Genomic DNA, 24,211 nt, shown 5'->3' with positions numbered 1-24,211 from the left:
CAAGGAAGGAGCCCCGTCCGGGGCTCCTTTTTCGTTTCACTGGGGCAGCTCAGGACATGGGCTCCGGCGAAGGCCTCGGCTCTTCGGGGAGGGGGATGAATTCCCGGTCGTCGTCCAGGGGAAGGCGAATTCGGCCGGCCTGCCAATCGGCTTTGGCCTGCTCGATCCTGTCCTTGCGGGACGACACGAAATTCCACCAGATATGCCGTGGCCCCAGGGGCTCTCCACCCAGGAGCATCACGGTCGTGGGCTCGAGCGCTCTCAGGACCGGGTCGTCCCCGCCTGCGAAGACCAGCATCTGCCCTGCCTCGTATGGGTGGCCGTCGGCCTCGATCCGTCCCCGGACCACATAGGCGGCCCGCTCGGGATAGCCTGTCGGAACGCCGATCCGGGCGCCGGCATCCAGCTCGACATGCAGATAGAAGAGGGGAGAGTGGGTCGTGACCGAATTGGCGAGGCCGAACGCCTCGCCGGCGATAAGGCGGGCGGAAACGTCGGTCTCTCCGAAGATCGGCAGTTCTTCCGCACCATGATGAATGAAGCTCGGATCCGTCTCCTCGAAGGTCTCGGGGAGGGCGACCCAGGCCTGGATGCCGTGCATGCGCCCGCCGGTCTCGCGGATGGGTCCGTCGAACCGCTCCGAATGGCTGATCCCGCTTCCGGCCGTCATCCAGTTCACGGCACCGGGACGAATAGCCTGACGGGCGCCGGTGCTGTCCCGGTGCATGATTTCGCCATCGAAGAGGTAGGTCACGGTCGACAGCCCGATATGCGGGTGAGGGCGCACATCGGTGCTGCGCGGCACATGGGGCGGCAGGTCGACCGGTCCCATATGGTCGAAGAAGATGAAGGGCCCGACCATGCGGCGCTTCATGAAGGGCAGCACCCGCCCGACCTCGAAGCCGCCGAGATCCCGTCTCCGGGCCGAAATCACCATGTCCAGCATCTGATCCTCCTGCGCATTCCTCGGCAGCGACGGTGCCCCATCCGCTCGAAAATGTCCGCTTCGAGTGAGGCGCGGGCGTGGCCGGGGGGCAGCATGCTCGGCGGGAGCGGGAACCGTCAATTCCGTCCGGGAGTTAGCGGAAAAGCCAAGCAATGACCGCTTGGGAGAGGAGCATCGCTGACTACGCCATGGCAAACAGTCCCGCGCAAGGCCGTCCCACATATCCGTCCGCCGCAACCACCATGTGGGCCATGGTCGCGGGATGGGCCCTTCTCAAGCTCGTCGCCGGCGGCACCCGGCCGGCCCATGCTCCGGCGTACCGGCGCGATGTTCCGGCAGGGCGTGGCGATGCGGTTCAGCAGGGCAGCCGGAGGGGTGCCCCTTTCCCCAAGAAGAATGCCACGGCGGGAAAGGAAGCCCGCCAGGACCAGGGCGGACAGGAACGCGGACGGCATGCGGACACGCCCACGGAGATTCCGACGCCGGGCTGGAAGGACATCCTCTGGCGGGTCTACGAGGAATTCGGCGAGGATAGGATCATGGCCGTCGCCGCCGGCGTGACGTTCTATGCCCTGCTGGCGCTGTTCCCGGCCATTGCGGCTCTTGTTTCGATCTATGGCCTCTTTTCCGATCCGGCAACGATCGAGGGCCATCTCAGCGCGGTATCCGGGGTTCTTCCGGGTGGCGCCATGGAAATCATCAGCGAGCAGGTAAGGCGCATCGCATCGCAGGGCGGCGGCGCCCTCGGATTCGGCTTCATCTTCGGCCTCCTGGTCTCCCTCTGGAGCGCGAATGCAGGCGTGAAGGCCGTCATCGATGCGCTGAACATCGTCTACGAGGAGGACGAGAAGAGAAGCTTCGTCATGCTGAACCTCCAGTCGCTGGCATTCACGCTCGGCGGAATTCTCTTCATCCTCCTCGCACTGGGCGGCATCGTCGTTCTTCCCGTCGTCCTCGGGTTCCTCGGCCTGGGAGGCACGGCGGAGACGCTGATTTCGCTGGCGCGCTGGCCGGTCCTGCTCCTCATCGTGATCACGGGGCTCTCGGTGATCTACCGCTACGGTCCCAGCCGCGACAAGCCGGAGTGGCGCTGGGTGTCGCCGGGAAGCCTGGTGGCCGCCGTTCTCTGGCTCGCGGGCTCTGCGCTCTTCTCTTGGTACGTGTCCAATTTCGGCAGCTACAACGAGACCTACGGCTCGCTGGGCGCCGTGATCGGCTTCATGACCTGGATCTGGCTCTCGACCATCGTCGTGCTCCTGGGCGCCGAACTGAATGCCGAGGTCGAACACCAGACGGCCAAGGACAGTACCGAGGGCGCACATGAGCCCATGGGCGCACGCGGCGCGCAGATGGCGGATACCCTGGGCGAAGCCAAGGCCTGAGCAGCCTGAGCTCTCGCGGCACGAGAAAAGGCGCAGGTCCCACGGGATCTGCGCCTTTGCATGAGGAGATTGTCCGGTCGCCTCTCACTCCCGGCGTTGGGAGAGGGCGACGGCGCCTCTGTTCTTCCACACCACCGCCGCGATGATCAGCACGAAGGCGGCGACGCGCAGGAGATAGATCCAGCTCCGCTCTTCCCGCGGCACGTCGATGAGCGCGGCGAGGGCCTGGTTGGCGGCAAGAAGGGCGAAAGCGGCCGCGAAGGCGGCAAACAGCATGTCGCGGGTGCGGGTCCAGAAGCGCAGGAAGAGAAGGCCCGCCACGAGGAAGCCCATCGTGATCATGCCCGAGATGAATTGCGACGCGGCGTTGCTCACTTATTCAGTCTCCCAGATAAAGCCGAACAGCAGGACGCTCACGGCGGCAAGGGACGCCAGGTGCCGGAAAGGAACGAAATCGACGCTCGGCAGGACCAGCAGGTCGATCACGACGAAGAGATTGTTGAATGCCAGAAGGACGAAGCACAGGGCGCTCCACAGGAGGAGCTTCGCCCGCGTTTCCCGGTAGCTGCGCACGAGGAGCGAGGCGCAGCCGGCGCTCGCCAGGAGGCAGAGGGTATAGATGGTCGCCTGAAAACTCAGCATGCGGTTTTATTCCTTCTTCAGACGGAACGCATCGGCGAAGGTCGTCAGCCTGTCGGTGGGTGACGAGAAAAGGGCCTTCGTCACGGCCGAGGGGCGCTCGCGATAGACCCGTTCGAGTTGCTGAACGAGACGATCCAGATTCGGCGAGGCCGGCGCATAACGATAGGTTTCGCCGGATTCCGCGATGATCAGCCCGGCCTGTTGCAGGCCGTCGACGCCCTGGCTCACCACAAGATCGCTGGCGCGCAGCTCCCGTACCAGGTCCCCGGCGGGCCAGCTGCGGCCCTGGTGACGGGCGAGCAGGAGCAGAAGCTCGATATTCCAGACGGAACGGAGGGAGTGCCGGAGGAATTCGCGCAGTTCATCATCCATCAAACCAGTATCCGCTTTCTTCTCATGCTGATGAGGCCTTAGCGGCTAACGGTTTCGGAGGAGTAAGCATCTCGCCCGAAAGTCCAGAGCGGCACGAGATTGCCGTCCCGGCCCTGAGCCATGACCTCGGCAGCATTGCCGCTTTCCCCGGACTGGAGAGCGGCTTCGATCGCAGCCTTGATCGCATCCCTTCTCTTGGCGAAGGTGCGAAGGGTGCTTGCGTTCAGCTGAATAGCCCAAAAGGCGCCGGCGCGCACGATCTGATATCGGTCGAGTTGCATGCGCGCGCATATAGTGCCCAACTTTTTGCGGTCCAGGGGCGAAAATGCGTCCGCAGCACGCCGTCACGATTTCGCTCGACTGAAAGCGTAGCCTCTTAGGAAGACCCTTCTGGAGAGGAGCACTTCCCATGATGCGGACGGTTACGGCTCTCTTCGACAGCTACCGCGATGCCGTTCAGGCGGTAAAGGACCTCGAGGCGGCCGGCATTCCTTCCAGCGACATCAGCATGGTGGCGAACAAGTCCGAGGACTGGCAGACGGTTTCCTTCGGCAACGCGGAGGATGCCAAGGACGGGGCCGGCACCGGCGCGGCCGTCGGGACCGCCGTGGGGGGAGGGGCCGGTCTACTCGCCGGGCTCGGCCTGGTGGCGATTCCCGGCCTGGGCCCCATGGTGGCCGCGGGATGGCTCGCCGCCACCGCCGTCGGGGCAGGAGCCGGAGCCGCCACCGGCGGGATCATCGGCGCCCTGACGGGGGCAGGTCTCAACGACGAGGATGCCCGAGTCTATGCGGAAGGCGTGCATCGGGGCGGCGCCCTGGTCTCCGTCCGGGTCGACGACGACCGGCACGCGGCGGCGCAGGACATCCTGGCCCGGGGCCATGCGGTCGATGTGGGGGCGCGGGCGCGGGTCTATGAAGCGTCCGGCTGGACCCGCTCGGACGACAGGGCCGGTCCGGCCGCCGCCCAGGCTGGCGCCGGCCGCACGACCTCGCCGGAGCCCCTGATCGCCAGCGACCGGGTGGAGGGCACGTCCGTCTACGATCCCAACGGGAAGCATATCGGCGCGGTCAAGCGCATGATGATCGAGAAGGTGAGCGGGCAGGTCGCCTACGTGGTGCTGGCCTTCGGCGGCATTCTCGGCGTCGGCGAGGACACGCACCCCATTCCCTGGGAGACCCTTCGCTACGACACGGATCTCGGCGGCTACCGGACCGACGTGACCGAGGAGCAGGTGCGCGGCGCTCCGGCGCTCTTCGGCGAGGAGGGCGAGAGCCGGCTCTATCGGGATCGGGAGCGGGCCCTGCACGATTACTACGGCGCCCGCTACTACTGGGGCATCTAGCCTTCCGATGGAGATCGGAGTGAACCAAACGGCCCGGCTTCTCGTTCAACCTTGGCCGAGAGATGGAAGGTCGATGCCGTCCCATGTGTGCCCGAGTGTTCAGAGTTCTTGCCGCCACTGCCGCCCTCGGGGGGCTCCTCGCCGGATGTGACCTGCCCCGGGACCCGGAGGAGACCCTGGAGATGGTCCGGGGCAAGGAATTGCGTGTGGGAGTGCTGCAGTCGGACAGGAACGCGGAACAGGATCGGGCCGTCGTCGAGATCCTGGCCGAGAACCTCCAGTCCCAGCCCGTCTACACGGAGGGCGATGCCCACAGGCTGTTCGAGGAACTCGACCGAGGGCATATCCATCTGATCATCGGCGGCGTCCCGAAATCCACTCCGTTCAAGAAGGCCGGCTTCTCCAAGGCGGTGGGGCCGCTTTACGGCTCGGCCGAGGAGGAGAAGCGCGTTCTGGCCGTGCGCGCGGGCGAGAACGCATTCCTGCTGAGGGTGAACCGCGCCATCGAGGCCGCGAAGGCCGCGGGAGCCTCGTCATGAGCGAGACTCATCCCGCACTGCCCGCCGAAATCGAACAGGCGATGCGGCGCGCCAAGAGGCTGTCCTGGATCAGCATCGGCCTCCTGACGTCCATCATCGTCGCCATGGCCCTCGTCATGGGCGGCAGCCAGGCCATGCGGACGGCCTGGGTGGAGGACATGCTCAGCCTTCTCCCGCCCATCGCCTTCCTCATTGCCCTGCGCCTGGAGGAGAAGCCGGCGACGAACCAGTTCCCGTTCGGCTTCTACAGGGCCAACTCGCTCGCCTTTCTCATTGCCGCCACCGCGTTGACGGCCATGGGGGCGCTCATGCTCTACGAAGCGGGCGCCACCCTGATCAAACGCGAGCACCCCACGATCGGATCGTACAACCTGTTCGGCCACGAGATCTGGATGGGCTGGATCATGATCGCGGTCCTGATCTATTCCGTGATCCCGCCCATGATCCTGGGCCGGCTCAAGAAGCCCGTCGCCGCCAAGATCGCCGACAAGGTGCTGCACACGGATGCCCTGATGAATGCCGCCGACTGGCAGACCGGGCTCGCCGGCATCTTCGGGATCGTCGGCGTCGCCTTCGGCCTGTGGTGGGCGGATGCCGCGGCTGCGGGCTTCATCTCGTTCTCGATCCTGACGGACGGCTTGAAGTCGATGCGCTCATCCATCTTCGAGCTCATCGACGGCGCTCCCAGGAAGATCGACGGTCCCGAGATCGATCCGCTCGTGGACCGGCTGGTCGAGAGGCTCAAGGACGTGCATGGCGACGTGAACATTCAGGTGCGGGAGACCGGCCGCTTCATGCGGGCCGTGGTCGAGCCGCCCGACCGGCCCCATGTCTCCGGCGAGCGCGCGCGGTCGCTGATCGGCGACGACGAGGCCTGGCGCCTGATCGAGGTGGCCCTGGAGCAGCGCGAGGACAGGCCGGAGCGCGCGAAGGGATGAGGGGTGGATCCTCTTCGCCCCTTCGGGCGAGGGGAGGCCGTTGCACCACTTGTCGTCTCCCATGCTAAAGGCTCGGGCGTCCAACTGCCGAAGCATGACGGAGAAGCGCCCTTGGCCGTGCGACCACTCGTGTTCTTTCCCGATCCCCGACTGCGCCGGAAGGCGGAGGCCGTCGCCGCCTTCGACGAGGGGCTGCGGACGCTCGTGCAGGACCTCCACGACACCATGAAGGCCGCGCCGGGGGTCGGGATCACGGCGCCGCATGTGGGAATCCTCCAGCGGGTGACCGTCATCCAGCTCGATCCCGCCAGCGAGCGGAAGGTCTACGTCAATCCGGAGATCGTCTGGTTCTCCGACGATCTGATCCGGCACACGGAGGGCAGCGTCTCCATGCCGGGCGTGACCGAGGAGATCGAGCGTCCGGCGCGGGTGCGGGTGCGTTACCGGGATGTGGAGGGCGCCGGGCGCGAGGAGGAGGCCGAGGGCTTCATGGCCGTGTGCCTGCAGCACGAGATCGACCAGCTCGACGGCATCTTCTGGATCGACCGCCTTTCCCGGCTCAAGCGCGAGCGCACGGTCAAGCGGTACGAGAAGCTCCGCCGCGCACAGGGGTGAGACTTCAGGGCATCGACCTTTTTCGGCTCTCGCGTGTTGTGCCTACTGCGACTCTCAGCAGGAGGATACGGACGCACATGCCTTCCGACGGCGACATTCTCGATTGCCTCATCATCGGCGGCGGCCCGGCCGGGCTCACGGCGGCGCTCTATCTCGCGCGCTTCAAACGCCGCTTCCTCGTCGTCGACAGTGGAGCGCCGCGGGCTGCGTGGATCCCTACGAGCCACAACATTCCGGTCTTTGCCGAGGGCATCTCGGGCAAGGACATCATCGCCCGCGCGCGGGAGAACCTGGAGCAGTACGGTCCCTGCATCGAAGCCGGCATGGTGACGGGCCTGCGCAAGCAGCCCGACCGTTTCGTGGCGCTGGTCGAAGGCAACGGCGCCGGCACGCGCCAGATCGCGGCCCGGCGCGTCCTGCTGGCGACCGGCGCCGTCGATATCGAACCGGACCTTCCGGACCTGCCGAACGCGGTTCAGCGCGGGCTCATCCGCTACTGCCCGATCTGCGACGGGTACGAATCCCGCGACCAGAAGGTGGCGGTCATCGGATACGGCGACCACGGCCTCGGGGAGGCGGTCTTCATCGCCCGAACCTATTCCGACGACGTGACGCTCCTGACCCTGGGGCAGCCCATGCAGCTCGCGCCGGAGCAGCAGGCGAAGCTCGACGCGCACGGGATCAAGGTGATCGAGAACCCGGTCGAAGCCCTGGAGATGGAGGGAGACCGGATCGCCGCCATCAACGTGAACGGCCAGGAACACCGCTTCGACGTGCTCTATTCGGCGCTGGGCCTGAAATACCGCTCCGATCTCGCCGTTTCGCTCGACGCCGAGCACGATCCCTCCGGCAGCCTGATCGTGGACAGCCATTGCCAGACCTCGGTGAAGGGGCTCTACGCGGCGGGCGACATCGTGCGCGGCATCGACCAGATCGTGGTCGCCATGGGTCACTCCGCTCTCGCCGCCATCCACATCCACAATCACTGCGAACTGCCGACGGAAGACGAACCCGGCGGAGCGTGAGCCTGCAAGCCTTAAGCCAGCGCCTTCGCAAGGAGCGGGAGGCTCGTGTCCATGCGGTAGTCGATGGAGGAGTGGTTGTCGTGGAACTCCTCGTAGATGTGGGGCACGCCGGCCGCTTCGAGCTTCCGGTGCAGGATGCGCGAGCCGTAGACCAGGTTGTACTGGTCGATATCGCCGCAATCGATGAAGAGCAGCTTCAGCTTGCGCAGGGATTCGAGGCGCTCGGGCTCGTCCGCCATGCGCAGCGGGTCCCAGCGAAGCCAGTTGGCCCAGCGCTCGGCGATGAGTTCGCCCGTATGGAGATCGACCGGCAGCCGCACCCCGTAGAACTGGCTCGGATCCGGGTCGAAGGTCGCGGCCTGGGCCAGGATCATGAGGGTATGCCAGTCCGCATCCTTGGCCTTCGGGCCTTCCTCGAACTTGCGGATGAACGCCTCGATGGACATGCCGAAGCCGGACAGGTGGCGCAGGGCGCCGGCGAACTCGCCCAGGTGATAGAGATATTCGAAGCCCACATCCCCCGAATGGGAGGCGGCGGCCGACCAGACGGACCCGCCATGCCTGAGGGCGTGGACGAGGGTGCCGTAGCCGCCCGAGCTCTTGCCGAACACGCCCCGCCGTCCGTCGCCGCCGCAGCCGAAGCGCTCCTCCACGAAGGGGAGCATCTCGCGGATGAGAAAGGTCTCCCAGGGCCCCGTCGCCGCGCTGTCGATGTACTGATTGCCGCCGAGCCGGGTGAAGCAGTCGGGAAAGGCCACCACGACCGGCGGCATCATCCCGGTGGCGATCAGGCGGTCGAGGCGCTCGGGCACGTTCTCGCCGTAGTTCTTCCAGTTGGTGTGGCCGAGGCCGCTCCCGGTATACCCGGCGAGATCGACGAGGAGGGGCAGCCCGCGCCCGTCATGGCCGGCGGGGACATAGACGTCGATCCGGCGGCGGGCGGGGTCGCCGAGGAGATTGCCTTTCAGGCACTCGCTGTCGATCCGGAGAGTGTGAACGACGCCTTCCGGCGCGCTGTGGTTCCTGCGCATCGTCATCCTCGTTGAGTCGGGCTGGGGGCGGGTTTGACCGCATGGCGACCAAATGTCCATAAATGGGGCAGCCGCGGCGGTTAATAAGTCCTTACCCCACCTAGCCATTCCGAGGCTTCCGGCGCTACGGTGCGAGCACATTCCGCATTCAAACGGCCGTGACTTGGGGGAGTAATCATGTCCGACGGTTTCCTGCCACGATGGACCCTGAAGTCCGAAGGGGTCATCATGCCCGACGAGCGTCTGCCGTCGGGTCAGATGTTCATTCTCGGGCTGCAGCATGTGGTCGCCATGTTCGGCGCCACGGTGCTGGCGCCGCTTCTGATGGGTTTCGACCCCAACGTGTCGATCCTCTTCTCCGGCATCGCGACGATCATCTTCTTCTTCATCGTGGGCGGACGGGTCCCGAGCTATCTCGGATCGAGCTTCGCCTTCATCGGCCCGGTGCTGGTCGCGACGGGAGCCTCGGTCGGGGTGCCGAACCCCAACATTTCCCTGGCGCTGGGCGGCATCATCGCGGCGGGCGCGCTCTATTTCCTGATCGGCCTCGTGGTGCAGCTCGCCGGCCATCGCTGGGTCGAGCGGCTCATGCCGCCGGTCGTGACCGGCGCCATCGTGGCCGCCATCGGCCTCGTGCTCGCTCCCATCGCGATCTCGAGCGCCTCCGGCGTCACGCCCGACAACGCGGAAGGCACCGCCTTCGCCCGCTGGATCGCGCTCACCACGGTGGTGGCGGTCGGCATCATCGCGGTCTATGCGCCGGGCATCTGGCGCCGGCTGCCGGTGCTGGTCGGCGGGGCGATCGGGTATCTGGTCTATTTCATCTGCGCCAACATGCTGGGTCTCGGCCAGCCGGTGGACTTCACCAAGGTCGGAGAGGCGGCCTGGTTCGGCCTGCCCACCTTCCAGAGCCCAGTCTTCAACATCCAGGCCATCAGCCTGATCGCGCCGGTGGCGATCATCCTCGTGGCTGAGAACCTCGGGCACATCAAGGCCATCGGGGCCATGACCGGCCGCAACCTCGATCCCTATCTCGGCCGCGCCTTCATGGGCGACGGCATCGCCACCATGCTCTCGGGCGCCGCGGGCGGCACCGGCATGACCACCTATGCGGAAAACATGGGCGTCATGGCGGTCACCCGCATCTATTCGACGCTCATCTTCGTCATCGCGGCCGGCATCGCGCTGCTGCTCGGCCTGTCGCCGAAGTTCGGCGCCTTCATCGGCACCATTCCGGGGCCGGTTCTGGGCGGCCTGTCGATCGTGGTGTTCGGCCTGATCGCCGCGACGGCGGGCCGGATCTGGGTGGAGAACGGGGTCGACTTCTCAAACCCGCGCAACCTGATCACGGTGGCGGTGGCGCTGGTGCTCGGCGCCGGCAACTTCAAGCTGAACGTGGGGGGCTTCACCCTCGACGGCATCGGCACGGCGACCTTCGGGGCCATCATCCTCTACCACATCCTGAACATGGGACAGACCGCCACCGCCGCGGAGCGGCCGCGCGCTGCGGAATAGCCCTATCCCGCCAGGAACACGCTTCTGGAGCCCGCGTTGAGAAACAACGCGGGCTTCGTCTTTTTACGGGCCTGCTTTCGTTCGTCGCCTCCGGTCCACGCGACCGCATCCTTCCACTTCGCGGAGACGTCATGAGCCCCGACCAGAACCAGACCCTGCCGCCGCAGACCCAGGACCAGCAGCCCGGTCGCGAGACCCAGATGAATCCCAGGCCCGACTACGAGCCGCGCTATCCCGGCAGCGGACGGCTCCAGGGCAAGACCGCGCTCGTCACCGGCGGGGACAGCGGCATCGGCCGCGCCGTCGCGGTTCTCTTCGCCCGCGAGGGCGCGAACGTCGCCATCGTCTATCTCAACGAGGGCGAGGATGCGCAGGAGACGAAGCGCCTCGTGGAGCGCGAGGGCGGCAAGTGCATGACGATCGCCGGGGACGTGGGCGATCCCGGCTTCTGCCAGGCCGCCGTGGACCGTACGATCAAGGAATTGGGCCGGGTCGACGTGCTGGTCAACAACGCGGCGGAGCAGCACCCGCAGAAGGAAATCGAGGATATCAGCGAGGATCAGCTCCAGCGCACGTTCCGCACCAACATCTTCGGCTATTTCCACATGGTCCAGGCCGCCATGCCGCACCTGAAGGAAGGCGCCTCGATCATCAACACCACGTCGGTCACGGCCTATCGCGGCAGCTCCGAGCTGCTGGACTACAGCGCCACGAAGGGCGCCATTGTCGCCTTCACGCGCTCGCTGGCGCAGAAGCTGGCGGGGCAGGGCATCCGCGTCAACGGCGTGGCGCCGGGTCCCATCTGGACGCCGCTGATCCCGTCGACCTTCCCGGAGGACAAGGTCAAGTCCTTCGGGGCCAACACGCCGATGAAGCGTCCGGGCCAGCCGAACGAGGTGGCCCCGAGCTATCTGTTCCTGGCCTGTGCCGACGCCTCCTACATCACCGGCTCGGTCCTGCACCCGAACGGCGGCGACCCGACGGAGTCCTGACACGAAAAAGGGCGGCTCCATCAGGAGCCGCCCTCGATCTTCGTAGCGATGGCAGCGGCCGGTCAGCGCCGCCGCCGGACCCTCACGGGGACGGGAGCTGGAGCCGACGCCGACATGGCAAAGAAGAGCATCAGCGCGGAGAGAGATCCGCCGATGAGAAAAAGAACTTCTGCGATCTCGACGTTAGACGCCAGACCGGTCATGGCAGCAAAGGCCGCAATGATCGTGAAAATAAAAAATGCTCGAAGGGCAACTGGCCTGTTCATCGGATTCGTCTCCCAATTGTTTTGGGAAACGTGGGGACGGGAGGTCGGTTCCATACCTAAGGTGAGCTCCTTTATACTTCCGAGGCTTTCCCAAAAACTGTCCAAATGAGTCTTTTTGACGGAACTCCACAGTCGCGCTTGACGTTGGTTGAGTGTCATCGGCCCAGGCCGATCCCATAGTATGCGAGGTAACATCATGCTCGGTTGGGCAGTCACTTTTCTCATCATCGCGCTGGTCGCCGCCCTGTTCGGCTTCGGCGGCATCGCCGGCACCGCGGTTGAGATCGCCAAGCTCATCTTCTTCGTTGCCATCGTTCTGTTCGCCATCTCCGCCGTCATCGGTCTGATGCGTGGACGAAACCCGATGTGACGTTGCGGAACGAGTTGAAGGCAAGAACGCCGTCCGGTTCGGGCGGCGTTTTTGTTGGCGCAGGGGGCAGGCGAGGGGGCGGAACGACAGGCCTCAGACCGAACTCTGAAGCGCGGCGCGGGTCATGCGGTCGGGACCCAGATCCTCCGCGTCGCCCACGTCGAGAGAGGCGGCGAGACGGGACCGGGCGCGGTTGACGCGGCTCTTGATCGTTCCGACGGCGCAGCCGCAGATGCTCGCGGCCTCCTCGTAGGAGAAACCCGAGGCTCCGACCAGGAGCAGGGCTTCCCTCTGGTCCGGCGGGAGCGTCGCCAGGGCCGTCCTGAAATCCTCCAGATCCAGGTGCGAACCCTGCTCCGGCAGGGCTTTCAGCCGGCCGGCATAGGACCCGTCGGGATCCTCCACCTCGCGGCGGCGCTTGCGGTACTCGGAGTGGAACAGATTTCGCAGGATCGTGAACAGCCAGGCGTTCAGGTTCGTGCCGGGCTCGAAGCGATGAAGGTTGGACAGGGCGCGGAGGAGGGTGTCCTGGACGAGATCGTCGGCGCGGTCGACGTGGCCGGAAAGGGATATTGCGAAGGCGCGGAGGCTTGGAACGGCAGCGAGGAGAGCGTCTCGGAGGTCAGGCTCCGGAGTCATGGGATGTCTCCCTGTCCTTCTTCTCCAGCTGATCCAGCAGGTTCTTGAAGCGATCGGGGACAGGTTGCTGCATCAGCTCGTCGTACATGGCGCGCAACTGGTCGCCGATGCGCTTCTGGCTGGTGCTGTCGAGCTTGGGATCGGCGGCAAGCGTCCCGTTGAGGTCCGAGTCAGGTATGACACGAGCCAGCTTGTTCCCCTTCTCACCCGTCATTGGCATCCCCTTGCCATTCCCGATTCGACCGGGATAGTAACCTTGGCAGTATCTCAAATCGTTTTGAGCAACAACGCATATCCTCGTCGCAGGTTCCAACGGATGGAACTTTCGCATGGCTGCCGAGTTGAATGGTCCGTATCGGTACAATGAGTCAAAAGCACATAAGGGGAAGCGAATGTCGACAGCTCAGCTTGTCGTCCAGCACTTACCGTATCTTCGACGCTATGCCCGAGCCCTCACAGGCAGCCAGATGGCGGGCGATGCCTATGTTGCGGCCACACTTGAAACCCTGGTAAGCGAGCCTGAGACGATCGGCCCTTCCGGTAACGTGAAGGTCGAGCTTTTCCAGGTCTTCACGCGGATCTGGAATTCCCTGTCGGTCAATGGCCGCAGCGACCAGATCCAGCGGGACCTGCCGGCCGAGGTTCGGCTGGGGCAGATCACCCCGCTGCCGCGTCAGGCCTTCCTGCTTTCCTGCCTCGAAGGCTTCGGAGAGGAAGAGGTCGGCCAGATCCTGAGCGTCGACACGCAGACGGTCCGTGAGCTGGTCGACGAGGCCGGGCGCGAGCTGGCCGCCGACATGGCCACCGACATCCTCATCATCGAGGACGAGCCGCTCATCGCCATGGATCTCGAGGCCCTGGTCGAAGGGCTGGGCCACAACGTCACCGGCGTGGCGCGGACCCGCACCGAGGCGGTCAAACTCGCTTCCACCAAGCAGCCCGGTCTCATCCTGGCCGACATCCAGCTGGCCGATGGCAGCTCGGGTCTCGATGCGGTGAACGATCTTCTGAAGTCCTTCGAGGTTCCGGTGATCTTCATCACCGCCTATCCGGAGCGCTTCCTCACCGGCGAACGGCCGGAGCCGGCCTTCCTCATCGCCAAGCCCTTCCAGCCGGCCAACGTGTCGGCCGTCATCAGCCAGGCGCTGTTCTTCCAGCAGAGCGCCCGGCGGCGCGAGGTGCGGGCGACGGCCTGATCTCAGTATTGCCAAGCTTGAAAGAAGTAAAAGTCCAGCCGAAAGGCTGGGCTTTTTCGTTATTGCAAAGCTGTGAGGAAATAAAAAAAGACGGGCTATAAAGCCCGTCTTAAGGTGCCGGCCAATGCACAAGGGGAATGCGGGGAGGACCAGGAGGCCGGTGCTTAAAGAACGCCAGTCTTCGACTAAAGGTTCCAGGTACTTTATTGAGTTTTTGCTGAAGTTTTCCTTAGGAACAGGACAGATACGGTCGCGTTGTTTTCCCACAAGATGCCGATGGGAAAGCAGGAGACGAGGATGTTCCGGACACCCGCAACAGTCATTGGGCTGGCCGCTGCGGCCTTTCTGGCGGGGAGCAAGGCTCCCGATGCGTTCAGCACGGCATCCCTTGCCGGTTCCGAGCCCGCCTCCCTTCAGGCCGCCCTTGCCCGGCAGGTCGTGTCCTCGGCCAAGGCGGACCGCATGGATGCCCCTCTCTCCCTGGAGGAGCGCCTGACGGTCTCCACGGTCGAACTGGTGGGCGTGTCCCAGGCCACCGTGATCCTGCGGGACCGCAACGGCGCCATTCTCTACAAGTCCGACCCGCAGTCCGGCACCACGACCTTCTCCAAGAACACCGAGCTCCCGGTCGTCACCCTCAAGGAAGAGACGCGTGGGCCCGCCGTGCAGCATCCGACGGTGCGGCGCGAAGGCAACGAGGCGCCCGCGGCCAATCCGAAGAAGCGGCGCAATCCGGTCGGCTGCCTCGGCGACGTCAGCCCCCTGGCGCGGGCCAGCGCGGACCGCTCCCCGAGCCTGTGCCTCGCGCTGCTCCAGCATTCGCTCATCTGATCGCGAGGGGCGGCCGGCCTCCGGCCGCCTGCAAGACGCGAGCTGCGCTTTCCGCTCGCGGCACGGCCCCGGGCCGACCTTGTTCCGAACGGAAGACGACGGCGGAACAATTTACTCCAGCACAGGTTGATTTCATCAAGCTGGACGGTTCGCGCCCGTGCATGTCGGGTGGAACATTTCTTTTGTTGTCCAGTAATATTAACAAGTATTCATGTTCAGGCTGCAAATAAGCAGCGCCGCTCCCTGATGAGATATTCGGGATCTCAGGGAACGATTACATGCGGCTCGCGTTTTGCCAACGCGCAGTATGGCGCATGAAGCGATTCAACGTACTTTCAGGAGAATAACCGATGCTGAAGACGCATATGGCGGCGTGCCTCGTCGCGACCATGTTCGTGGCGGCTCCCGCTCTCGCACAGACCTCGACGACCCCCTCCGGTGCGACGGATCGCCCGGTCGCAGCCGGTTCCGGCTCCACGGCGACCGGATCGCCTGCCATGCAGCCCAACACCGCCAACCAGGCCAATCCGGCTGCCGGCGGCATGTCCTCTCCCAACACTTCCGCCATGAACCAGGGTGGCGGCGCTCAGGGCCAGTTCATGACCCAGATGCAGCCGAACCAGATCATGGCCTCCAAGCTGATCGGCACCCGCGTCGTGAGCAGCAACAACGAGTCGATCGGTGACATCAACGACGTGATCGTCGATCGCAACGGCCAGGCCGTGGCGGCCGTGGTCGGCGTCGGCGGCTTCCTCGGCATCGGCGAGAAGGATGTCGCCGTTCCGTTCGATTCGCTCGAATTCGCCAGCCGCGACCAGGTGAATGCCATGAGCGGCAACAATGCCGGCGGCAACAACGCGGGCGGCAACGTCACCACCACCGGTTCGACTGCAGGTACTGCGACCGGCACCACCGGCACCACCGGAGCCGGCGGCGCCATGAGCGGCAACACCAACACGGCCGGCGCCTCCAACACGACCGCCGGCAGCGGCGGCAACACCAACGAGCCGGAGCGCGTGGTGCTGCGCATGACGAAGGCCGAACTCCAGGCCGCGCCTGCCTTCAACACTAGCGGCAACAACAACGACAACAATGCCTCTGGCGCGGGCGGCGCGTCCGGAACCGGCACCACCGGCACCACGGGTGCGGGCGGCACGACGGCTCCCCAGCAGTAACCCGTCCCATAGCGGCATCGGAGCGGCGTCCGGCGACCCCGGGCGCCGCTTTTCCATGGGACGGCTGCCGTGGGCGAAGGCAAAATAAAAGGCGCGGTCATGAGTGACCGCGCCTTGTAGGGTGCCGGCCCGAGGGGGCAATCGAACCGACCCAGTCATAACACCGCGACATGCGGTTGGTTCCGTAAGGATCTCTCTTTTTTGCCAGGAGGAACCGGGCCGGTGCCTCCGGACGAGTTGCCGCATGAGGAACCGCGGCCATCCCGATACGTTGCTACGCAAGTACGGTGGGAGGAAGCCATGACCGCAACCAACGAAGTCGACGCCATTCTGTCCCGTGAGGAACTGCCCGACGAATTCTGCCGCCTGGCATCGAGCTCCGCCCCCGGAGAGAAGCCGTCCATCGCCTCGATGCTGAGCGGGGTGGTCGCGGCGTGCGAGCAGCACGACGACGCCATTTGCCCCCTCCTGCTGCGGCGCCACCTGATCATTCCGGCATGGCAGAACAGTTTCGCAGTGCGGCCGGGGCAGCACATCTGAGGCCCGTAAAGTTAGGTTTGTTCAGTTCATGACCGCGACCCATTCGTTTTTCCATGAATCGGGGCCCGTCTCCGTCCTCTTTCACCCCAACACGGTTCCGATCGTCGATATTTTCCGCTGCATCAGCAGCTTCGACGATCAATACGATCTTGCCCTGCTCAACGGCCCGGAACAGGCCCTGATGGGGCTGACGCGGCCGGAAGCGGCGAAGGCGATCATTTCCGACGCCCTGCTGCTTGCCTTCGCCCTCGACCGGCAGCGGAGCCAGCCCCTGCAGCACGGGCCGATGAACTCGCGCCGGGGCAGCATGGACGAGTACTGCCTCATGGCCCTGATCGGCTCCGCGCGCATGCCGGATTCGGAACTCGCCTTCGAGGCGGCTTCCGTGCTCGGGGTGGCGTCCCTCGACCTGATGACGTCCCTTGCCTCGGATCTGATCCGTCAGATCGACAATGGCGGGCTCATGTTCACCACACCGAGCGTATCCGAGTTCCGAGGCGTGGTGGGCGAGCGCGTGCTGTTCGAGGACGATCTGGGCGAGGTCCTCGGCCGATCGGAACTCCGGTTCCGGTTCTGAAGGCGCGGGCTTCGGCCCGCGTTTTTTTGCGCATCGCCGGGACAAAAACTAAAGGGGCCGCTGAGCGGCCCCTTTACTTATGCAAATCAGTAAAAATCATTCCTGATTGTTACGGGTGCTACCCGAGGCCTGACCGCCTTTGCGGCCTGCTTCGGAGGCGAGTTCACGGTCCTGCGAGAAAGACCGCTTCTCGGCCGGAACGCTCTTGCCGCCTTTGCTGGCGATTTCGCGCTGCCGGTCACCGTCCATCGATGCGAAACCACGCTTCGAAGTCGAACTTCCTGTCGCCATCACATGCCTCCTTAACCGGATGTTCTACTGTCCTGAACAACCACCCTTAATTTCGATAGTTCCGCTTATTAGTTGGAGTTTTTAGCGTTTGCTTTGGCTCTACTGCAAAGCTAGGCTGTGGCATCGGAGGGTTCCTGTGCGGCCGGCTCGCTGCCGTTCCGGCAGGGCTCATGCGCCCGGCCGCAGATCCGCCGTCGCGTCCGCTCGGGAGGACGGGACTCGATGGCTGTACGGGCCACGCCCGGTCGGCTATCCCTGTCCCCGGCTCCGCGCCTGCAGCGAGGGGCGGCGGGTCCCGCGCCCGCGGCACCCACCCGACGCGCGGCGACCGGCCGGAGCCTCAGGCGCGGTCATCAGAAGGACGATCCATGAGCTACGACAAGGACAACGTTTTCGCGAAGATCCTCAGGGGGGAGCTGCCGTGCCACAAGGTCTACGAGACCGATAGGGCGCTGGCGTTCATGGACATCATGCCGCGCGGCGACGGCCATGTTCTCGTCATCCCGAAGGTCGAGGCGCGCAACATCCTGGACATCGCGCCGGACGCGCTGGCCGATCTGTCGAAGGACGTCCAGATCGTCGCCAAGGCCGTGAAGCAGGCCTTCGACGCGGACGGACTGACGATCCAGCAGTTCAACGAGAGTGCCGGCGGCCAGGTGGTGTTCCACCTGCATTTCCACGTGATCCCGCGCTTCGAGGGCGTTCCTCTCAAGCCCCATACCGGCCAGATGGAAGCGCCCGAGAAGCTGGCCGAGGCGGCCGAAAAGATCCGCGCCGCCCTGCGAGGGTAAGGATCGGGAACGGAGGGCGGCCTCGCCGGGAGGCCGCCGGATCGACTTACTTCGCCCAGTCGAGCGACCGCTCGACCGCCTTGCACCACTCTGCATAGAGGCGCTGGCGCGTGCCGGCGTCGAGGGTGGGCTGCCAGCGCTTGTCCACGGCCCAATTCCGCACGAGTTCGTCGGTCCCGGCCCAGAAGCCGGTGGCGAGGCCGGCCGCATAGGCCGAGCCGAGGGCGGTGGTCTCGATCACCTTAGGGCGCAGGACCGGCACGTCGAGAATGTCCGCCTGGAACTGCATCAGGAGCTCGTTGACCACCATGCCGCCGTCGGTGCGCAGCTCCTTGACGGCGATCCCGGTATCCTTGGTCATCGCCTCCAGGACCTCGCGGGTCTGGAAGGCGGTCGCTTCCAGCGCCGCACGGGCGATGTGGCCCTTGTTGGCATAGCGCGTGAGGCCGCCGATCAGGCCGCGGGCGCCTGCGTTCCAGTGCGGGGCGTAGAGGCCGGAGAAAGCGGGGACGATGGTCACGCCGCCATTGTCCTCGACGCTGCGGGCCAGTTTCTCGATGTCGGTGCTGGCCTGGATGATGCCGAGATTGTCCCGCAGCCACTGCACCAAGGCGCCGGCGATCGCGATGGAGCCCTCGAGCGCATAGACGGTCTTGCCCTGCCCGAAGCGGTAGCCCACCGTCGTGAGCAGGCCGCACTTGGACGGGTAGGGGGTCTCGCCGGTGTTCATCAGCATGAAGCAGCCGGTGCCGTAGGTGTTCTTGGCGTCGCCCTGCCCGAAGCAGGCCTGGCCCACGAGGGCCGCCTGCTGGTCGCCGAGAATGCCGGCGATCGGCACGCCCGCCAGGAGGTCCACTGCCTCGCCGTAGACCTCGCCCGACGACACGATGGTGGGAAGGCAGGCGCGGGGGATGTCGAACAGGGCCAGGATCTCGTCGTCCCAGGCCAGGTCGTGCAGGTTCATGAGCTGCGTGCGGCTGGCATTGGTCACGTCGGTGATGTGGCAGCGGCCGCCTGTGAGGTTCCAGACGAGCCAGCTGTCTACGGTACCGAAGAGCACGTCGCCCGCCGCGGCCTTCTCCCGGGCGCCGGGCACGTTGTCGAGAAGCCAGCGCAGCTTGAGGCCGGAGAAATAGCTCGTCAGGGGCAGGCCGGTCTTGTCGCGCAGACGGTCGTAGCCGCCGTCCCTGGCGAATTCCTGCACCATCGGGTCGACGCGGGTATCCTGCCAGACCAGGGCGTTGTGCAGGGGCTTGCCGGTATGCCGGTCCCAGATCAGCGTGGTCTCGCGCTGGTTGGTGATGCCGATGGCGGCGAGATCCCGGGGCGCCAGGCCCTTCTTGGCCAGGGCGTCCGCGATGACGGCTTGCGTGTTGCGCCAGATCTCCAGCGGATCGTGCTCCACATGACCCGCCTTGGGATAGATCTGCTCGTGCTCCTTCTGGGCGACGGAGACGATGCTTCCCGACCGGTCGAAGACGATGAAGCGCGAGCTGGTCGTGCCCTGGTCGATGGCGCCGACGTAGTTGGCCATGATTTCCCCCGAGAGTTCAGATGCGGCTTATTGGGCGGCGATGGCGGCCGCGTTCCGCTTGGCGATGTGGGCGTCGATGGCCTGAGCGGCGCCCGGAGGCACGTGCAGGCCGAGCTTGGACCGGCGCCAGAGGATGTCCTCCGAGCTGCGGGCCCACTCGCGGCGGACCAGGTAATCGACCTCCGCGGCCGTCAGGCCGGCGCCGAAATCCTCGCCGAGATCGGCCATGGACTTGGCCGAGCCCAGAAGCTCCTCGATCCGGGTGCCGTAGGCGCGGGCGAGCCGGTGGGCGAGGGCCTCCGGCAGGAAGGGCCAGCGCGACCGGACGGTGGCGAAGAACCGGTCGAAATCCGCATCGGGCATGTCGCCGCCCGGCATCTTGGCCGTTTCGGTCCAGGCCGGCTTCATGCCGGGGAAATAGGATTTCAGCTCCTCGAGCGCGTGCTCAGCGAGCTTGCGGAAGGTGGTGATCTTGCCGCCGAAGATCGACAGGACCGGCGCCTGGCCGGGGGCTCCGTCGAGATCGAACACGTAGTCGCGGGTCACGGCGGAGGCGTTGGAGGAGCCGTCGTCGAAGAGCGGGCGCACGCCCGAATAGGACCAGACCACGTCGGAGGGCTTCACCTCCCGCTTGAAGAAGTGGTTCACCACGTTGCAGAGGTACTGGATCTCGTTCTCGTCGATGACGACCTTCTTGTCCGGAATGGACTCCACCGGGATATCCGTGGTGCCCACCAGGGTGAACTTCTCCTGGTAGGGGATCGCGAACACGATGCGCTTGTCCGTGTTCTGCAGGATGAAGGCCTCCTTCGTGTCGAAGAGCTTGGGCACCACGATGTGGCTTCCCTTCACGAGGCGCACGTTCTTCTGGGTGTTCAGGCCGAGCTTGGAATTGAGCACGTCGGCCACGAAGGGGCCGCCCGCATTGACGAGGGCGCGGGCGCGCACCTCCGTCGTCTCGCCGGTCTCGGCGTTCTGGAGCGTGGCGACCCAGACGTCGCCCTCGCGCCGCGCGGCGGTCAGCTTCGTGCGCACGCGGATGTCGGCGCCGCGCTCGAAGGCATCCAGCGCGTTCAGCGCCACCATGCGGCTGTCCTCGACCCAGCAGTCGGAATAGACGAAGGCCGTGTCGAAACCCGGCTTCAGGGCCTGGCCGGCCGGATGCCGGGTGAGCTTGATCGTCTCCGTGCCCGGCAGCTTCTTGCGCGGGGCGAGGTTGTCGTAGAGGAAGAGGCCGATCCGCACGAACCAGGCGGGGCGGATGCCCTTCTCGTGGGGCAGGATGAAGCGCAGCGGCCAGATGATGTGGGGCGCGGAGTTCAGCAGGCGCTCGCGCTCGAACAGGGCCTCGCGGACCAGACGGAACTCGTAATATTCCAGATAGCGCAGGCCGCCGTGGATCAGCTTGGTGCTGGCGGAGGAGGTGTAGCCGGCGAGGTCGCCCTGCTCGCAGAGAACCACCGAAAGGCCCCGGCCGACAGCATCGCGCGCGATGCCCGCGCCGTTGATGCCGCCGCCAACAATCAGAAGATCAGTCACTGTCGTCACGAACGCGTCTTTCCTTGAGACCGGGCGATCCCGGTCTCCTGCAAATGTTTCCTTTAGCCGTCTAACGCAAGGCTTTTCTAGCGGGATTCACCGCCCCTCGCCACGGCGAGGTTTAGCATGAAAGCGATGAGGGAGCAGAGGGCCATAGCGAAGCACAGGAATACGACAGCGTCATAACTGCCCCTCCAGGCCCAGAGCGCTCCGAACGCGAAGGGCGTCGCCGCCATGGAGACCCGGACCGGCATGGCGATCATGCCCTGGATCAGGCCGTAATTCTCGCGCCCGAACAGCTCCGGCGGCAGGAGCGCCCTCACGATGGTCATCATCCCGGCGGAGGCGCCGTAGAAGGCCGCGAAGGCCAGGATCAGCCAGGAGCCCGGGGGGATGAAGGGCAGGAGGCCGAAGGCCAGGACGTTGAGCCCCATGGTGAGCACGCCGACGCCCTTGAGGCTCAGCGCCCGCTCCCCGAAGCCGGTGAGGAACCGGGCCGCCACCTGGGCGGGGCCGATCACCGCGAAGGCGGCGACGGCCGAGTCGAGGCTGAAGCCCCGCTCGACCAGGAGCGGGATGAGGTGGACCGGGATGCCGGTCGCGATCATGCCCTGGAGCACCGACGTGACCACGAACAACCAGAACGATGCCGAGGTGAGGACCCGCCGCGCGCCCGAGGGGGGCGGTGCGGCCGGCCCGGGTCCCGGGTTGGCCGCATGGGCGCCCGAGCGCGGAATGCTCAGCCCTTCCAGCACGGCGCAGAGGCCGAGATTGAGCCCTGCCAGCACCAGGAGGGCTCCGCGCCAGCCATACGCCTCGATCAGCAGGTGGGTGAGGGGGATGAACACGGTGCTGGCGAAGCCCGCCACCAGGGTCATGAAGGTGATCCCCCGCCGGGTCAGCAGGTGGAGGTGCCCGGCCAGGATCGCGAAGGCGGGCTCGTAGAACACCGCGCTCATGGCGATGCCGAGGCCGAACCAGATGAGCAGGAAGGCCGGATAGCTCTCCGTCTGCGACCAGAGGGCGAGGAGAACGGCGGCCAGGATCGAGCCGCCGGTCATCACGGCCCGGCCGTAACCGAGATCGATGAGGCGGCCGACCGGCACAGAGAAGAGGGCCGAGGAGCCCAAGGCCAGCGAAAAGGCGGCCGTCAGGGCCGTTTTCGACCAGCCGAGCTCCTGCTCCATGGGCTCGATGATGAGCGCGAAGGCATAGAAGATCGTCCCATAGGAGATCGTGACGGCAATCGAGAGCGCCGAGACGAAGCGCCAAGGCATGCGAGGGGGAGAGGACATGGCGGCCTTGAGACAATCGTCCGAAAGAAGAACGATCCTTGCTCTTATGTCATCGGCGGCGGTTGACGGATAGGCCTTTAGCCCTCATATGCACAACACGGCGTCAGCGCTCCGCATCCGGAGCCGCTTGAGCGGGACTGCGTGACGGATATTCGCCGCAACGGCGAAGGCCCGGTCCCCTTCTTCAATCGCTCCAACCGTACGACGGCCCCATCACGCGGGTTGTCGCCTTAGAGCCCGGAAACGCCTGTTTCCTTGGAAGATCAAGCCTTTAGGGCTCGCCAATATCTGTTCGAAAGACAATACCCTTTGACCCTATTCTCCGATTTCGGATTGGCCCAGCCGATTCTCAAGGCGCTCGCATCCGAGGGCTATGAGAAGCCCACGCCGATCCAGGCGCAGACCATTCCGCTTGCGCTCGAAGGCCGCGACGTGTGCGGCATCGCCCAGACGGGAACCGGCAAGACGGCGGCCTTCGCGCTGCCGATCCTCCACCGCCTGGCCCAGAACCCGCGTCCCAAGGCCCCCAAGGGCTGCCGCGTGCTAGTGCTGAGCCCGACCCGCGAACTCGCCGGCCAGATCGCCGACAGCTTCCGGGTCTACGGCCGCAATCTCCGCCTCTCGACCTCGGTCGTGTTCGGCGGCGTGACCATCGGCAAGCAGGAGCGTGAGCTCTCCGGCGGCGTCGACGTCCTCGTCGCCACCCCTGGCCGCCTGCTCGACCTCATCGACCGCAAGTCGCTGACCCTGCGTGACGTGGAAATCCTCGTCCTCGACGAGGCCGACCAGATGCTCGACCTCGGCTTCATCCATGCGCTCAAGCGCATCGTGAAGCTGCTGCCCGCCAAGCGCCAGAGCCTGTTCTTCTCGGCCACGATGCCGAAGACCATCTCGTCGCTAGCGGACGACTTCCTGCGCGACCCGGCCAAGGTGGCCGTCACCCCGGTGGCGACCACGGCGGAGCGCGTCGAGCAGAGCGTCATGTTCGTCTCGACGGGCCGCAAGCAGGCCCTGCTCGAGATCGTCCTGAAGGACGAGAGCATCGACCGCGTCCTCGTCTTCACCCGCACCAAGCACGGGGCGGACAAGGTCGTGCGCTCGCTCGACAAGGCCGGCATCGTCGGCGCGGCGATCCACGGCAACAAGTCCCAGCCGCAGCGCGAGCGGGCCCTTGCGGCCTTCCGTGACGGCAGTTGCCGGGTTCTGGTGGCGACCGACATCGCGGCGCGCGGCATCGACGTCGAGGGCGTGTCCCACGTCATCAACTACGACCTGCCGAACGTTCCGGAATCCTATGTCCACCGCATCGGCCGCACGGCGCGCGCCGGCGCGACCGGCCTCGCGATCTCGTTCTGCAACGACGAGGAGCGGGCCTACCTGAAGGACATCGAGAAGCTGACCCGCCTCAAGGTGCCGGTGGCGAACCTGCCGGAAGGCTTCTCGGCCGGTCCGGTCGGCGGCGAGGCGGCTCCCGAGCCGCGCCGCGAGCAGCCGCAGCGCGGACGCCCGGCCCCCCATGCCCGCGGGCACCAGGGCCACGGCCAGCCCCGTTCGGCCGACCCGAACGCGGAGCGCGGCCCCAAGCGCCGTCGCGGTCGCGGCGGAAAGCCCGCAGGCGGACAGCCGGGCGAGGCCCGTCAGCCGCAGGCGGCCCAGCACGGCAAGCCTGCCCAGAAGGCGGCCCCCAAGGCTGCTCCCCGGCGTGGCGACGGCCGCAACGACGGGATGCAGGTCGCATGGCTCGACAAGGCGCCGCGGCGCCGCTGAGGCCTGCTCAAAACGACGAATAAATAAAGGCGCCTTCGGGCGCCTTTTTGCTGTCCGC

Annotated in this window: 29 protein-coding genes and 1 pseudogene; 17 read left to right on the top strand and 13 right to left on the bottom strand. The window is 65.8% G+C overall.

The annotated features are described in order from the left end of the window. Positions 1–49: 49 nt before the first annotated feature. Positions 50–946: a pirin family protein gene (locus LGR44_RS14625; RefSeq protein WP_226741433.1), complete on the bottom strand. Its 897-nt coding sequence runs from the start codon at positions 944–946 to the stop codon at positions 50–52. Between the two features lie 188 nt (positions 947–1,134). Between LGR44_RS14625 and LGR44_RS14620 the strand changes: the two genes are divergently transcribed. Next, complete coding sequence (locus tag LGR44_RS14620) at positions 1,135–2,328, top strand: YihY/virulence factor BrkB family protein (RefSeq protein ID WP_226741432.1); 1,194 nt, start codon at positions 1,135–1,137, stop codon at positions 2,326–2,328. Positions 2,329–2,412: 84 nt separating this feature from the next. Here the strand turns inward: LGR44_RS14620 and LGR44_RS14615 are convergent, their stop codons facing one another. Genes LGR44_RS14615 through LGR44_RS14600 form a run of 4 tightly spaced genes read right to left on the bottom strand, consistent with a single transcriptional unit; the run spans position 2,413 to position 3,623 of the window. Next, complete coding sequence (locus LGR44_RS14615; protein ID WP_226741431.1) at positions 2,413–2,703, bottom strand: DUF5985 family protein; 291 nt, start codon at positions 2,701–2,703, stop codon at positions 2,413–2,415. Beyond that, entirely contained in the window at positions 2,704–2,970 is a 267-nt protein-coding gene (locus LGR44_RS14610) for a DUF5985 family protein (RefSeq protein ID WP_226741430.1), read from the bottom strand. Positions 2,971–2,976: 6 nt separating this feature from the next. Then, on the bottom strand, positions 2,977–3,342 hold the full coding sequence (locus tag LGR44_RS14605) for a hypothetical protein (protein WP_226741429.1): 366 nt from the start codon (positions 3,340–3,342) through the stop codon (positions 2,977–2,979). A 38-nt stretch (positions 3,343–3,380) separates the two neighbouring features. After that, positions 3,381–3,623: a hypothetical protein gene (locus tag LGR44_RS14600; RefSeq protein WP_226741428.1), complete on the bottom strand. Its 243-nt coding sequence runs from the start codon at positions 3,621–3,623 to the stop codon at positions 3,381–3,383. A gap of 131 nt (positions 3,624–3,754) precedes the next feature. Between LGR44_RS14600 and LGR44_RS14595 the strand changes: the two are divergent. From LGR44_RS14595 to LGR44_RS14570, 6 genes and pseudogenes are all read left to right on the top strand, one after another. Beyond that, positions 3,755–4,300: pseudogene (locus tag LGR44_RS14595) on the top strand (hypothetical protein); the annotation flags it as partial. A gap of 63 nt (positions 4,301–4,363) precedes the next feature. Next, positions 4,364–4,687, top strand: a complete 324-nt coding sequence (locus LGR44_RS14590) for a PRC-barrel domain-containing protein (protein WP_377033180.1) — start codon at positions 4,364–4,366, stop codon at positions 4,685–4,687. A 95-nt stretch (positions 4,688–4,782) separates the two neighbouring features. Next, positions 4,783–5,226: a hypothetical protein gene (locus tag LGR44_RS14585; protein WP_226741427.1), complete on the top strand. Its 444-nt coding sequence runs from the start codon at positions 4,783–4,785 to the stop codon at positions 5,224–5,226. Continuing rightward, the gene (locus LGR44_RS14580) at positions 5,223–6,164 is read left to right on the top strand and encodes a cation diffusion facilitator family transporter (protein ID WP_226741426.1); all 942 of its coding nucleotides are present in this window, start codon (positions 5,223–5,225) and stop codon (positions 6,162–6,164) included. Before LGR44_RS14585 ends, LGR44_RS14580 begins: the two co-directional genes overlap by 4 nt. A 111-nt stretch (positions 6,165–6,275) precedes the next feature. After that, the gene (locus LGR44_RS14575) at positions 6,276–6,779 is read left to right on the top strand and encodes a peptide deformylase (RefSeq protein ID WP_226741425.1); all 504 of its coding nucleotides are present in this window, start codon (positions 6,276–6,278) and stop codon (positions 6,777–6,779) included. A gap of 77 nt (positions 6,780–6,856) precedes the next feature. Next, positions 6,857–7,804 carry an NAD(P)/FAD-dependent oxidoreductase gene (locus tag LGR44_RS14570; protein WP_226741424.1) on the top strand — a complete coding sequence of 316 codons (948 nt, stop codon included), beginning with the start codon at positions 6,857–6,859 and terminating at the stop codon, positions 7,802–7,804. Between the two features lie 11 nt (positions 7,805–7,815). Here the strand turns inward: LGR44_RS14570 and LGR44_RS14565 are convergent, their stop codons facing one another. After that, a complete protein-coding gene (locus tag LGR44_RS14565; RefSeq protein ID WP_226741423.1) occupies positions 7,816–8,835 on the bottom strand; it encodes an alpha/beta hydrolase in 1,020 nt (339 codons plus the stop codon). Positions 8,836–9,012: 177 nt separating this feature from the next. Here LGR44_RS14565 and LGR44_RS14560 point away from each other — a divergent pair, with 177 nt between their 5' ends. Then, on the top strand, positions 9,013–10,350 hold the full coding sequence (locus LGR44_RS14560) for a solute carrier family 23 protein (protein WP_226741422.1): 1,338 nt from the start codon (positions 9,013–9,015) through the stop codon (positions 10,348–10,350). A gap of 131 nt (positions 10,351–10,481) precedes the next feature. Next, positions 10,482–11,342, top strand: a complete 861-nt coding sequence (locus LGR44_RS14555; RefSeq protein WP_226741421.1) for an SDR family oxidoreductase — start codon at positions 10,482–10,484, stop codon at positions 11,340–11,342. 62 nt (positions 11,343–11,404) lie between these two features. On the opposite strand, the gene LGR44_RS14550 is transcribed toward LGR44_RS14555, so the two are convergent. Next, entirely contained in the window at positions 11,405–11,767 is a 363-nt protein-coding gene (locus tag LGR44_RS14550; RefSeq protein ID WP_226741420.1) for a hypothetical protein, read from the bottom strand. 37 nt (positions 11,768–11,804) lie between these two features. On the opposite strand from LGR44_RS14550, the gene LGR44_RS14545 reads away from it, so the two are divergent. Continuing rightward, positions 11,805–11,978: a DUF1328 domain-containing protein gene (locus tag LGR44_RS14545; protein WP_226741419.1), complete on the top strand. Its 174-nt coding sequence runs from the start codon at positions 11,805–11,807 to the stop codon at positions 11,976–11,978. A 93-nt stretch (positions 11,979–12,071) separates the two neighbouring features. On the opposite strand, the gene LGR44_RS14540 is transcribed toward LGR44_RS14545, so the two are convergent. Continuing rightward, complete coding sequence (locus LGR44_RS14540; protein ID WP_226741418.1) at positions 12,072–12,617, bottom strand: sigma-70 family RNA polymerase sigma factor; 546 nt, start codon at positions 12,615–12,617, stop codon at positions 12,072–12,074. Then, on the bottom strand, positions 12,601–12,831 hold the full coding sequence (locus LGR44_RS14535) for a NepR family anti-sigma factor (RefSeq protein WP_226741417.1): 231 nt from the start codon (positions 12,829–12,831) through the stop codon (positions 12,601–12,603). Before LGR44_RS14535 ends, LGR44_RS14540 begins: the two co-directional genes overlap by 17 nt. A gap of 178 nt (positions 12,832–13,009) precedes the next feature. Between LGR44_RS14535 and LGR44_RS14530 the strand changes: the two genes are divergently transcribed. From LGR44_RS14530 to LGR44_RS14510, 5 genes are all read left to right on the top strand, one after another. Then, the gene (locus LGR44_RS14530; protein WP_226741416.1) at positions 13,010–13,813 is read left to right on the top strand and encodes a response regulator; all 804 of its coding nucleotides are present in this window, start codon (positions 13,010–13,012) and stop codon (positions 13,811–13,813) included. Between the two features lie 297 nt (positions 13,814–14,110). After that, positions 14,111–14,644, top strand: coding sequence for a hypothetical protein (locus LGR44_RS14525; protein ID WP_226741415.1), 534 nt, complete (start codon positions 14,111–14,113; stop codon positions 14,642–14,644). 350 nt (positions 14,645–14,994) lie between these two features. Next, positions 14,995–15,819: a PRC-barrel domain-containing protein gene (locus tag LGR44_RS14520; RefSeq protein ID WP_226741414.1), complete on the top strand. Its 825-nt coding sequence runs from the start codon at positions 14,995–14,997 to the stop codon at positions 15,817–15,819. Positions 15,820–16,119: 300 nt separating this feature from the next. Next, entirely contained in the window at positions 16,120–16,359 is a 240-nt protein-coding gene (locus LGR44_RS14515) for a hypothetical protein (RefSeq protein ID WP_226741413.1), read from the top strand. 28 nt (positions 16,360–16,387) lie between these two features. Beyond that, a complete protein-coding gene (locus LGR44_RS14510) occupies positions 16,388–16,936 on the top strand; it encodes a hypothetical protein (protein ID WP_226741412.1) in 549 nt (182 codons plus the stop codon). 96 nt (positions 16,937–17,032) lie between these two features. Here the strand turns inward: LGR44_RS14510 and LGR44_RS14505 are convergent, their stop codons facing one another. Beyond that, positions 17,033–17,227 (bottom strand): con-10 family general stress protein, encoded by a 195-nt coding sequence (locus LGR44_RS14505; protein WP_226741411.1) that lies wholly within the window; start codon positions 17,225–17,227, stop codon positions 17,033–17,035. 368 nt (positions 17,228–17,595) lie between these two features. On the opposite strand from LGR44_RS14505, the gene LGR44_RS14500 reads away from it, so the two are divergent. Continuing rightward, entirely contained in the window at positions 17,596–18,018 is a 423-nt protein-coding gene (locus tag LGR44_RS14500) for an HIT family protein (RefSeq protein ID WP_226741410.1), read from the top strand. A gap of 46 nt (positions 18,019–18,064) precedes the next feature. Here LGR44_RS14500 and glpK read toward each other — a convergent pair whose 3' ends face one another. From glpK to LGR44_RS14485, 3 genes are all read right to left on the bottom strand, one after another. Continuing rightward, positions 18,065–19,552 (bottom strand): glycerol kinase GlpK, encoded by a 1,488-nt coding sequence (glpK, locus tag LGR44_RS14495; RefSeq protein ID WP_226741409.1) that lies wholly within the window; start codon positions 19,550–19,552, stop codon positions 18,065–18,067. 27 nt (positions 19,553–19,579) lie between these two features. Continuing rightward, on the bottom strand, positions 19,580–21,100 hold the full coding sequence (locus LGR44_RS14490; RefSeq protein ID WP_226741408.1) for a glycerol-3-phosphate dehydrogenase: 1,521 nt from the start codon (positions 21,098–21,100) through the stop codon (positions 19,580–19,582). Positions 21,101–21,177: 77 nt separating this feature from the next. Continuing rightward, positions 21,178–22,386 carry an MFS transporter gene (locus tag LGR44_RS14485; RefSeq protein WP_226741407.1) on the bottom strand — a complete coding sequence of 403 codons (1,209 nt, stop codon included), beginning with the start codon at positions 22,384–22,386 and terminating at the stop codon, positions 21,178–21,180. A gap of 309 nt (positions 22,387–22,695) precedes the next feature. On the opposite strand from LGR44_RS14485, the gene LGR44_RS14480 reads away from it, so the two are divergent. Beyond that, a complete protein-coding gene (locus LGR44_RS14480) occupies positions 22,696–24,153 on the top strand; it encodes a DEAD/DEAH box helicase (protein WP_226741406.1) in 1,458 nt (485 codons plus the stop codon). Positions 24,154–24,211: the final 58 nt, after the last annotated feature.

This window comes from Microvirga lenta (genome assembly GCF_020532555.1).
GTDB lineage: Bacteria > Pseudomonadota > Alphaproteobacteria > Rhizobiales > Beijerinckiaceae > Microvirga > Microvirga lenta.
The sequence above is the reverse complement of the archived record's forward strand: the minus strand, read 5'-3'. Positions and strand labels throughout refer to the sequence as shown.

What these genes read in the sequence shown, in the direction of transcription:
- LGR44_RS14625 (WP_226741433.1), bottom strand. Translation starts at nt 946, where the DNA reads ATGCTGGACATGGTGATTTCGGCCCGGAGACGGGATCTCGGCGGCTTC.
- LGR44_RS14620 (WP_226741432.1), top strand. Translation starts at nt 1,135, where the DNA reads ATGGCAAACAGTCCCGCGCAAGGCCGTCCCACATATCCGTCCGCCGCA.
- LGR44_RS14610 (WP_226741430.1), bottom strand. Translation starts at nt 2,970, where the DNA reads ATGCTGAGTTTTCAGGCGACCATCTATACCCTCTGCCTCCTGGCGAGC.
- LGR44_RS14605 (WP_226741429.1), bottom strand. Translation starts at nt 3,342, where the DNA reads ATGGATGATGAACTGCGCGAATTCCTCCGGCACTCCCTCCGTTCCGTC.
- LGR44_RS14600 (WP_226741428.1), bottom strand. Translation starts at nt 3,623, where the DNA reads ATGCAACTCGACCGATATCAGATCGTGCGCGCCGGCGCCTTTTGGGCT.
- LGR44_RS14580 (WP_226741426.1), top strand. Translation starts at nt 5,223, where the DNA reads ATGAGCGAGACTCATCCCGCACTGCCCGCCGAAATCGAACAGGCGATG.
- LGR44_RS14570 (WP_226741424.1), top strand. Translation starts at nt 6,857, where the DNA reads ATGCCTTCCGACGGCGACATTCTCGATTGCCTCATCATCGGCGGCGGC.
- LGR44_RS14565 (WP_226741423.1), bottom strand. Translation starts at nt 8,835, where the DNA reads ATGCGCAGGAACCACAGCGCGCCGGAAGGCGTCGTTCACACTCTCCGG.
- LGR44_RS14560 (WP_226741422.1), top strand. Translation starts at nt 9,013, where the DNA reads ATGTCCGACGGTTTCCTGCCACGATGGACCCTGAAGTCCGAAGGGGTC.
- LGR44_RS14555 (WP_226741421.1), top strand. Translation starts at nt 10,482, where the DNA reads ATGAGCCCCGACCAGAACCAGACCCTGCCGCCGCAGACCCAGGACCAG.
- LGR44_RS14550 (WP_226741420.1), bottom strand. Translation starts at nt 11,767, where the DNA reads ATGACACTCAACCAACGTCAAGCGCGACTGTGGAGTTCCGTCAAAAAG.
- LGR44_RS14545 (WP_226741419.1), top strand. Translation starts at nt 11,805, where the DNA reads ATGCTCGGTTGGGCAGTCACTTTTCTCATCATCGCGCTGGTCGCCGCC.
- LGR44_RS14540 (WP_226741418.1), bottom strand. Translation starts at nt 12,617, where the DNA reads ATGACTCCGGAGCCTGACCTCCGAGACGCTCTCCTCGCTGCCGTTCCA.
- LGR44_RS14535 (WP_226741417.1), bottom strand. Translation starts at nt 12,831, where the DNA reads ATGACGGGTGAGAAGGGGAACAAGCTGGCTCGTGTCATACCTGACTCG.
- LGR44_RS14530 (WP_226741416.1), top strand. Translation starts at nt 13,010, where the DNA reads ATGTCGACAGCTCAGCTTGTCGTCCAGCACTTACCGTATCTTCGACGC.
- LGR44_RS14525 (WP_226741415.1), top strand. Translation starts at nt 14,111, where the DNA reads ATGTTCCGGACACCCGCAACAGTCATTGGGCTGGCCGCTGCGGCCTTT.
- LGR44_RS14520 (WP_226741414.1), top strand. Translation starts at nt 14,995, where the DNA reads ATGCTGAAGACGCATATGGCGGCGTGCCTCGTCGCGACCATGTTCGTG.
- LGR44_RS14515 (WP_226741413.1), top strand. Translation starts at nt 16,120, where the DNA reads ATGACCGCAACCAACGAAGTCGACGCCATTCTGTCCCGTGAGGAACTG.
- LGR44_RS14510 (WP_226741412.1), top strand. Translation starts at nt 16,388, where the DNA reads ATGACCGCGACCCATTCGTTTTTCCATGAATCGGGGCCCGTCTCCGTC.
- LGR44_RS14505 (WP_226741411.1), bottom strand. Translation starts at nt 17,227, where the DNA reads ATGGCGACAGGAAGTTCGACTTCGAAGCGTGGTTTCGCATCGATGGAC.
- LGR44_RS14500 (WP_226741410.1), top strand. Translation starts at nt 17,596, where the DNA reads ATGAGCTACGACAAGGACAACGTTTTCGCGAAGATCCTCAGGGGGGAG.
- glpK (WP_226741409.1), bottom strand. Translation starts at nt 19,552, where the DNA reads ATGGCCAACTACGTCGGCGCCATCGACCAGGGCACGACCAGCTCGCGC.
- LGR44_RS14485 (WP_226741407.1), bottom strand. Translation starts at nt 22,386, where the DNA reads ATGTCCTCTCCCCCTCGCATGCCTTGGCGCTTCGTCTCGGCGCTCTCG.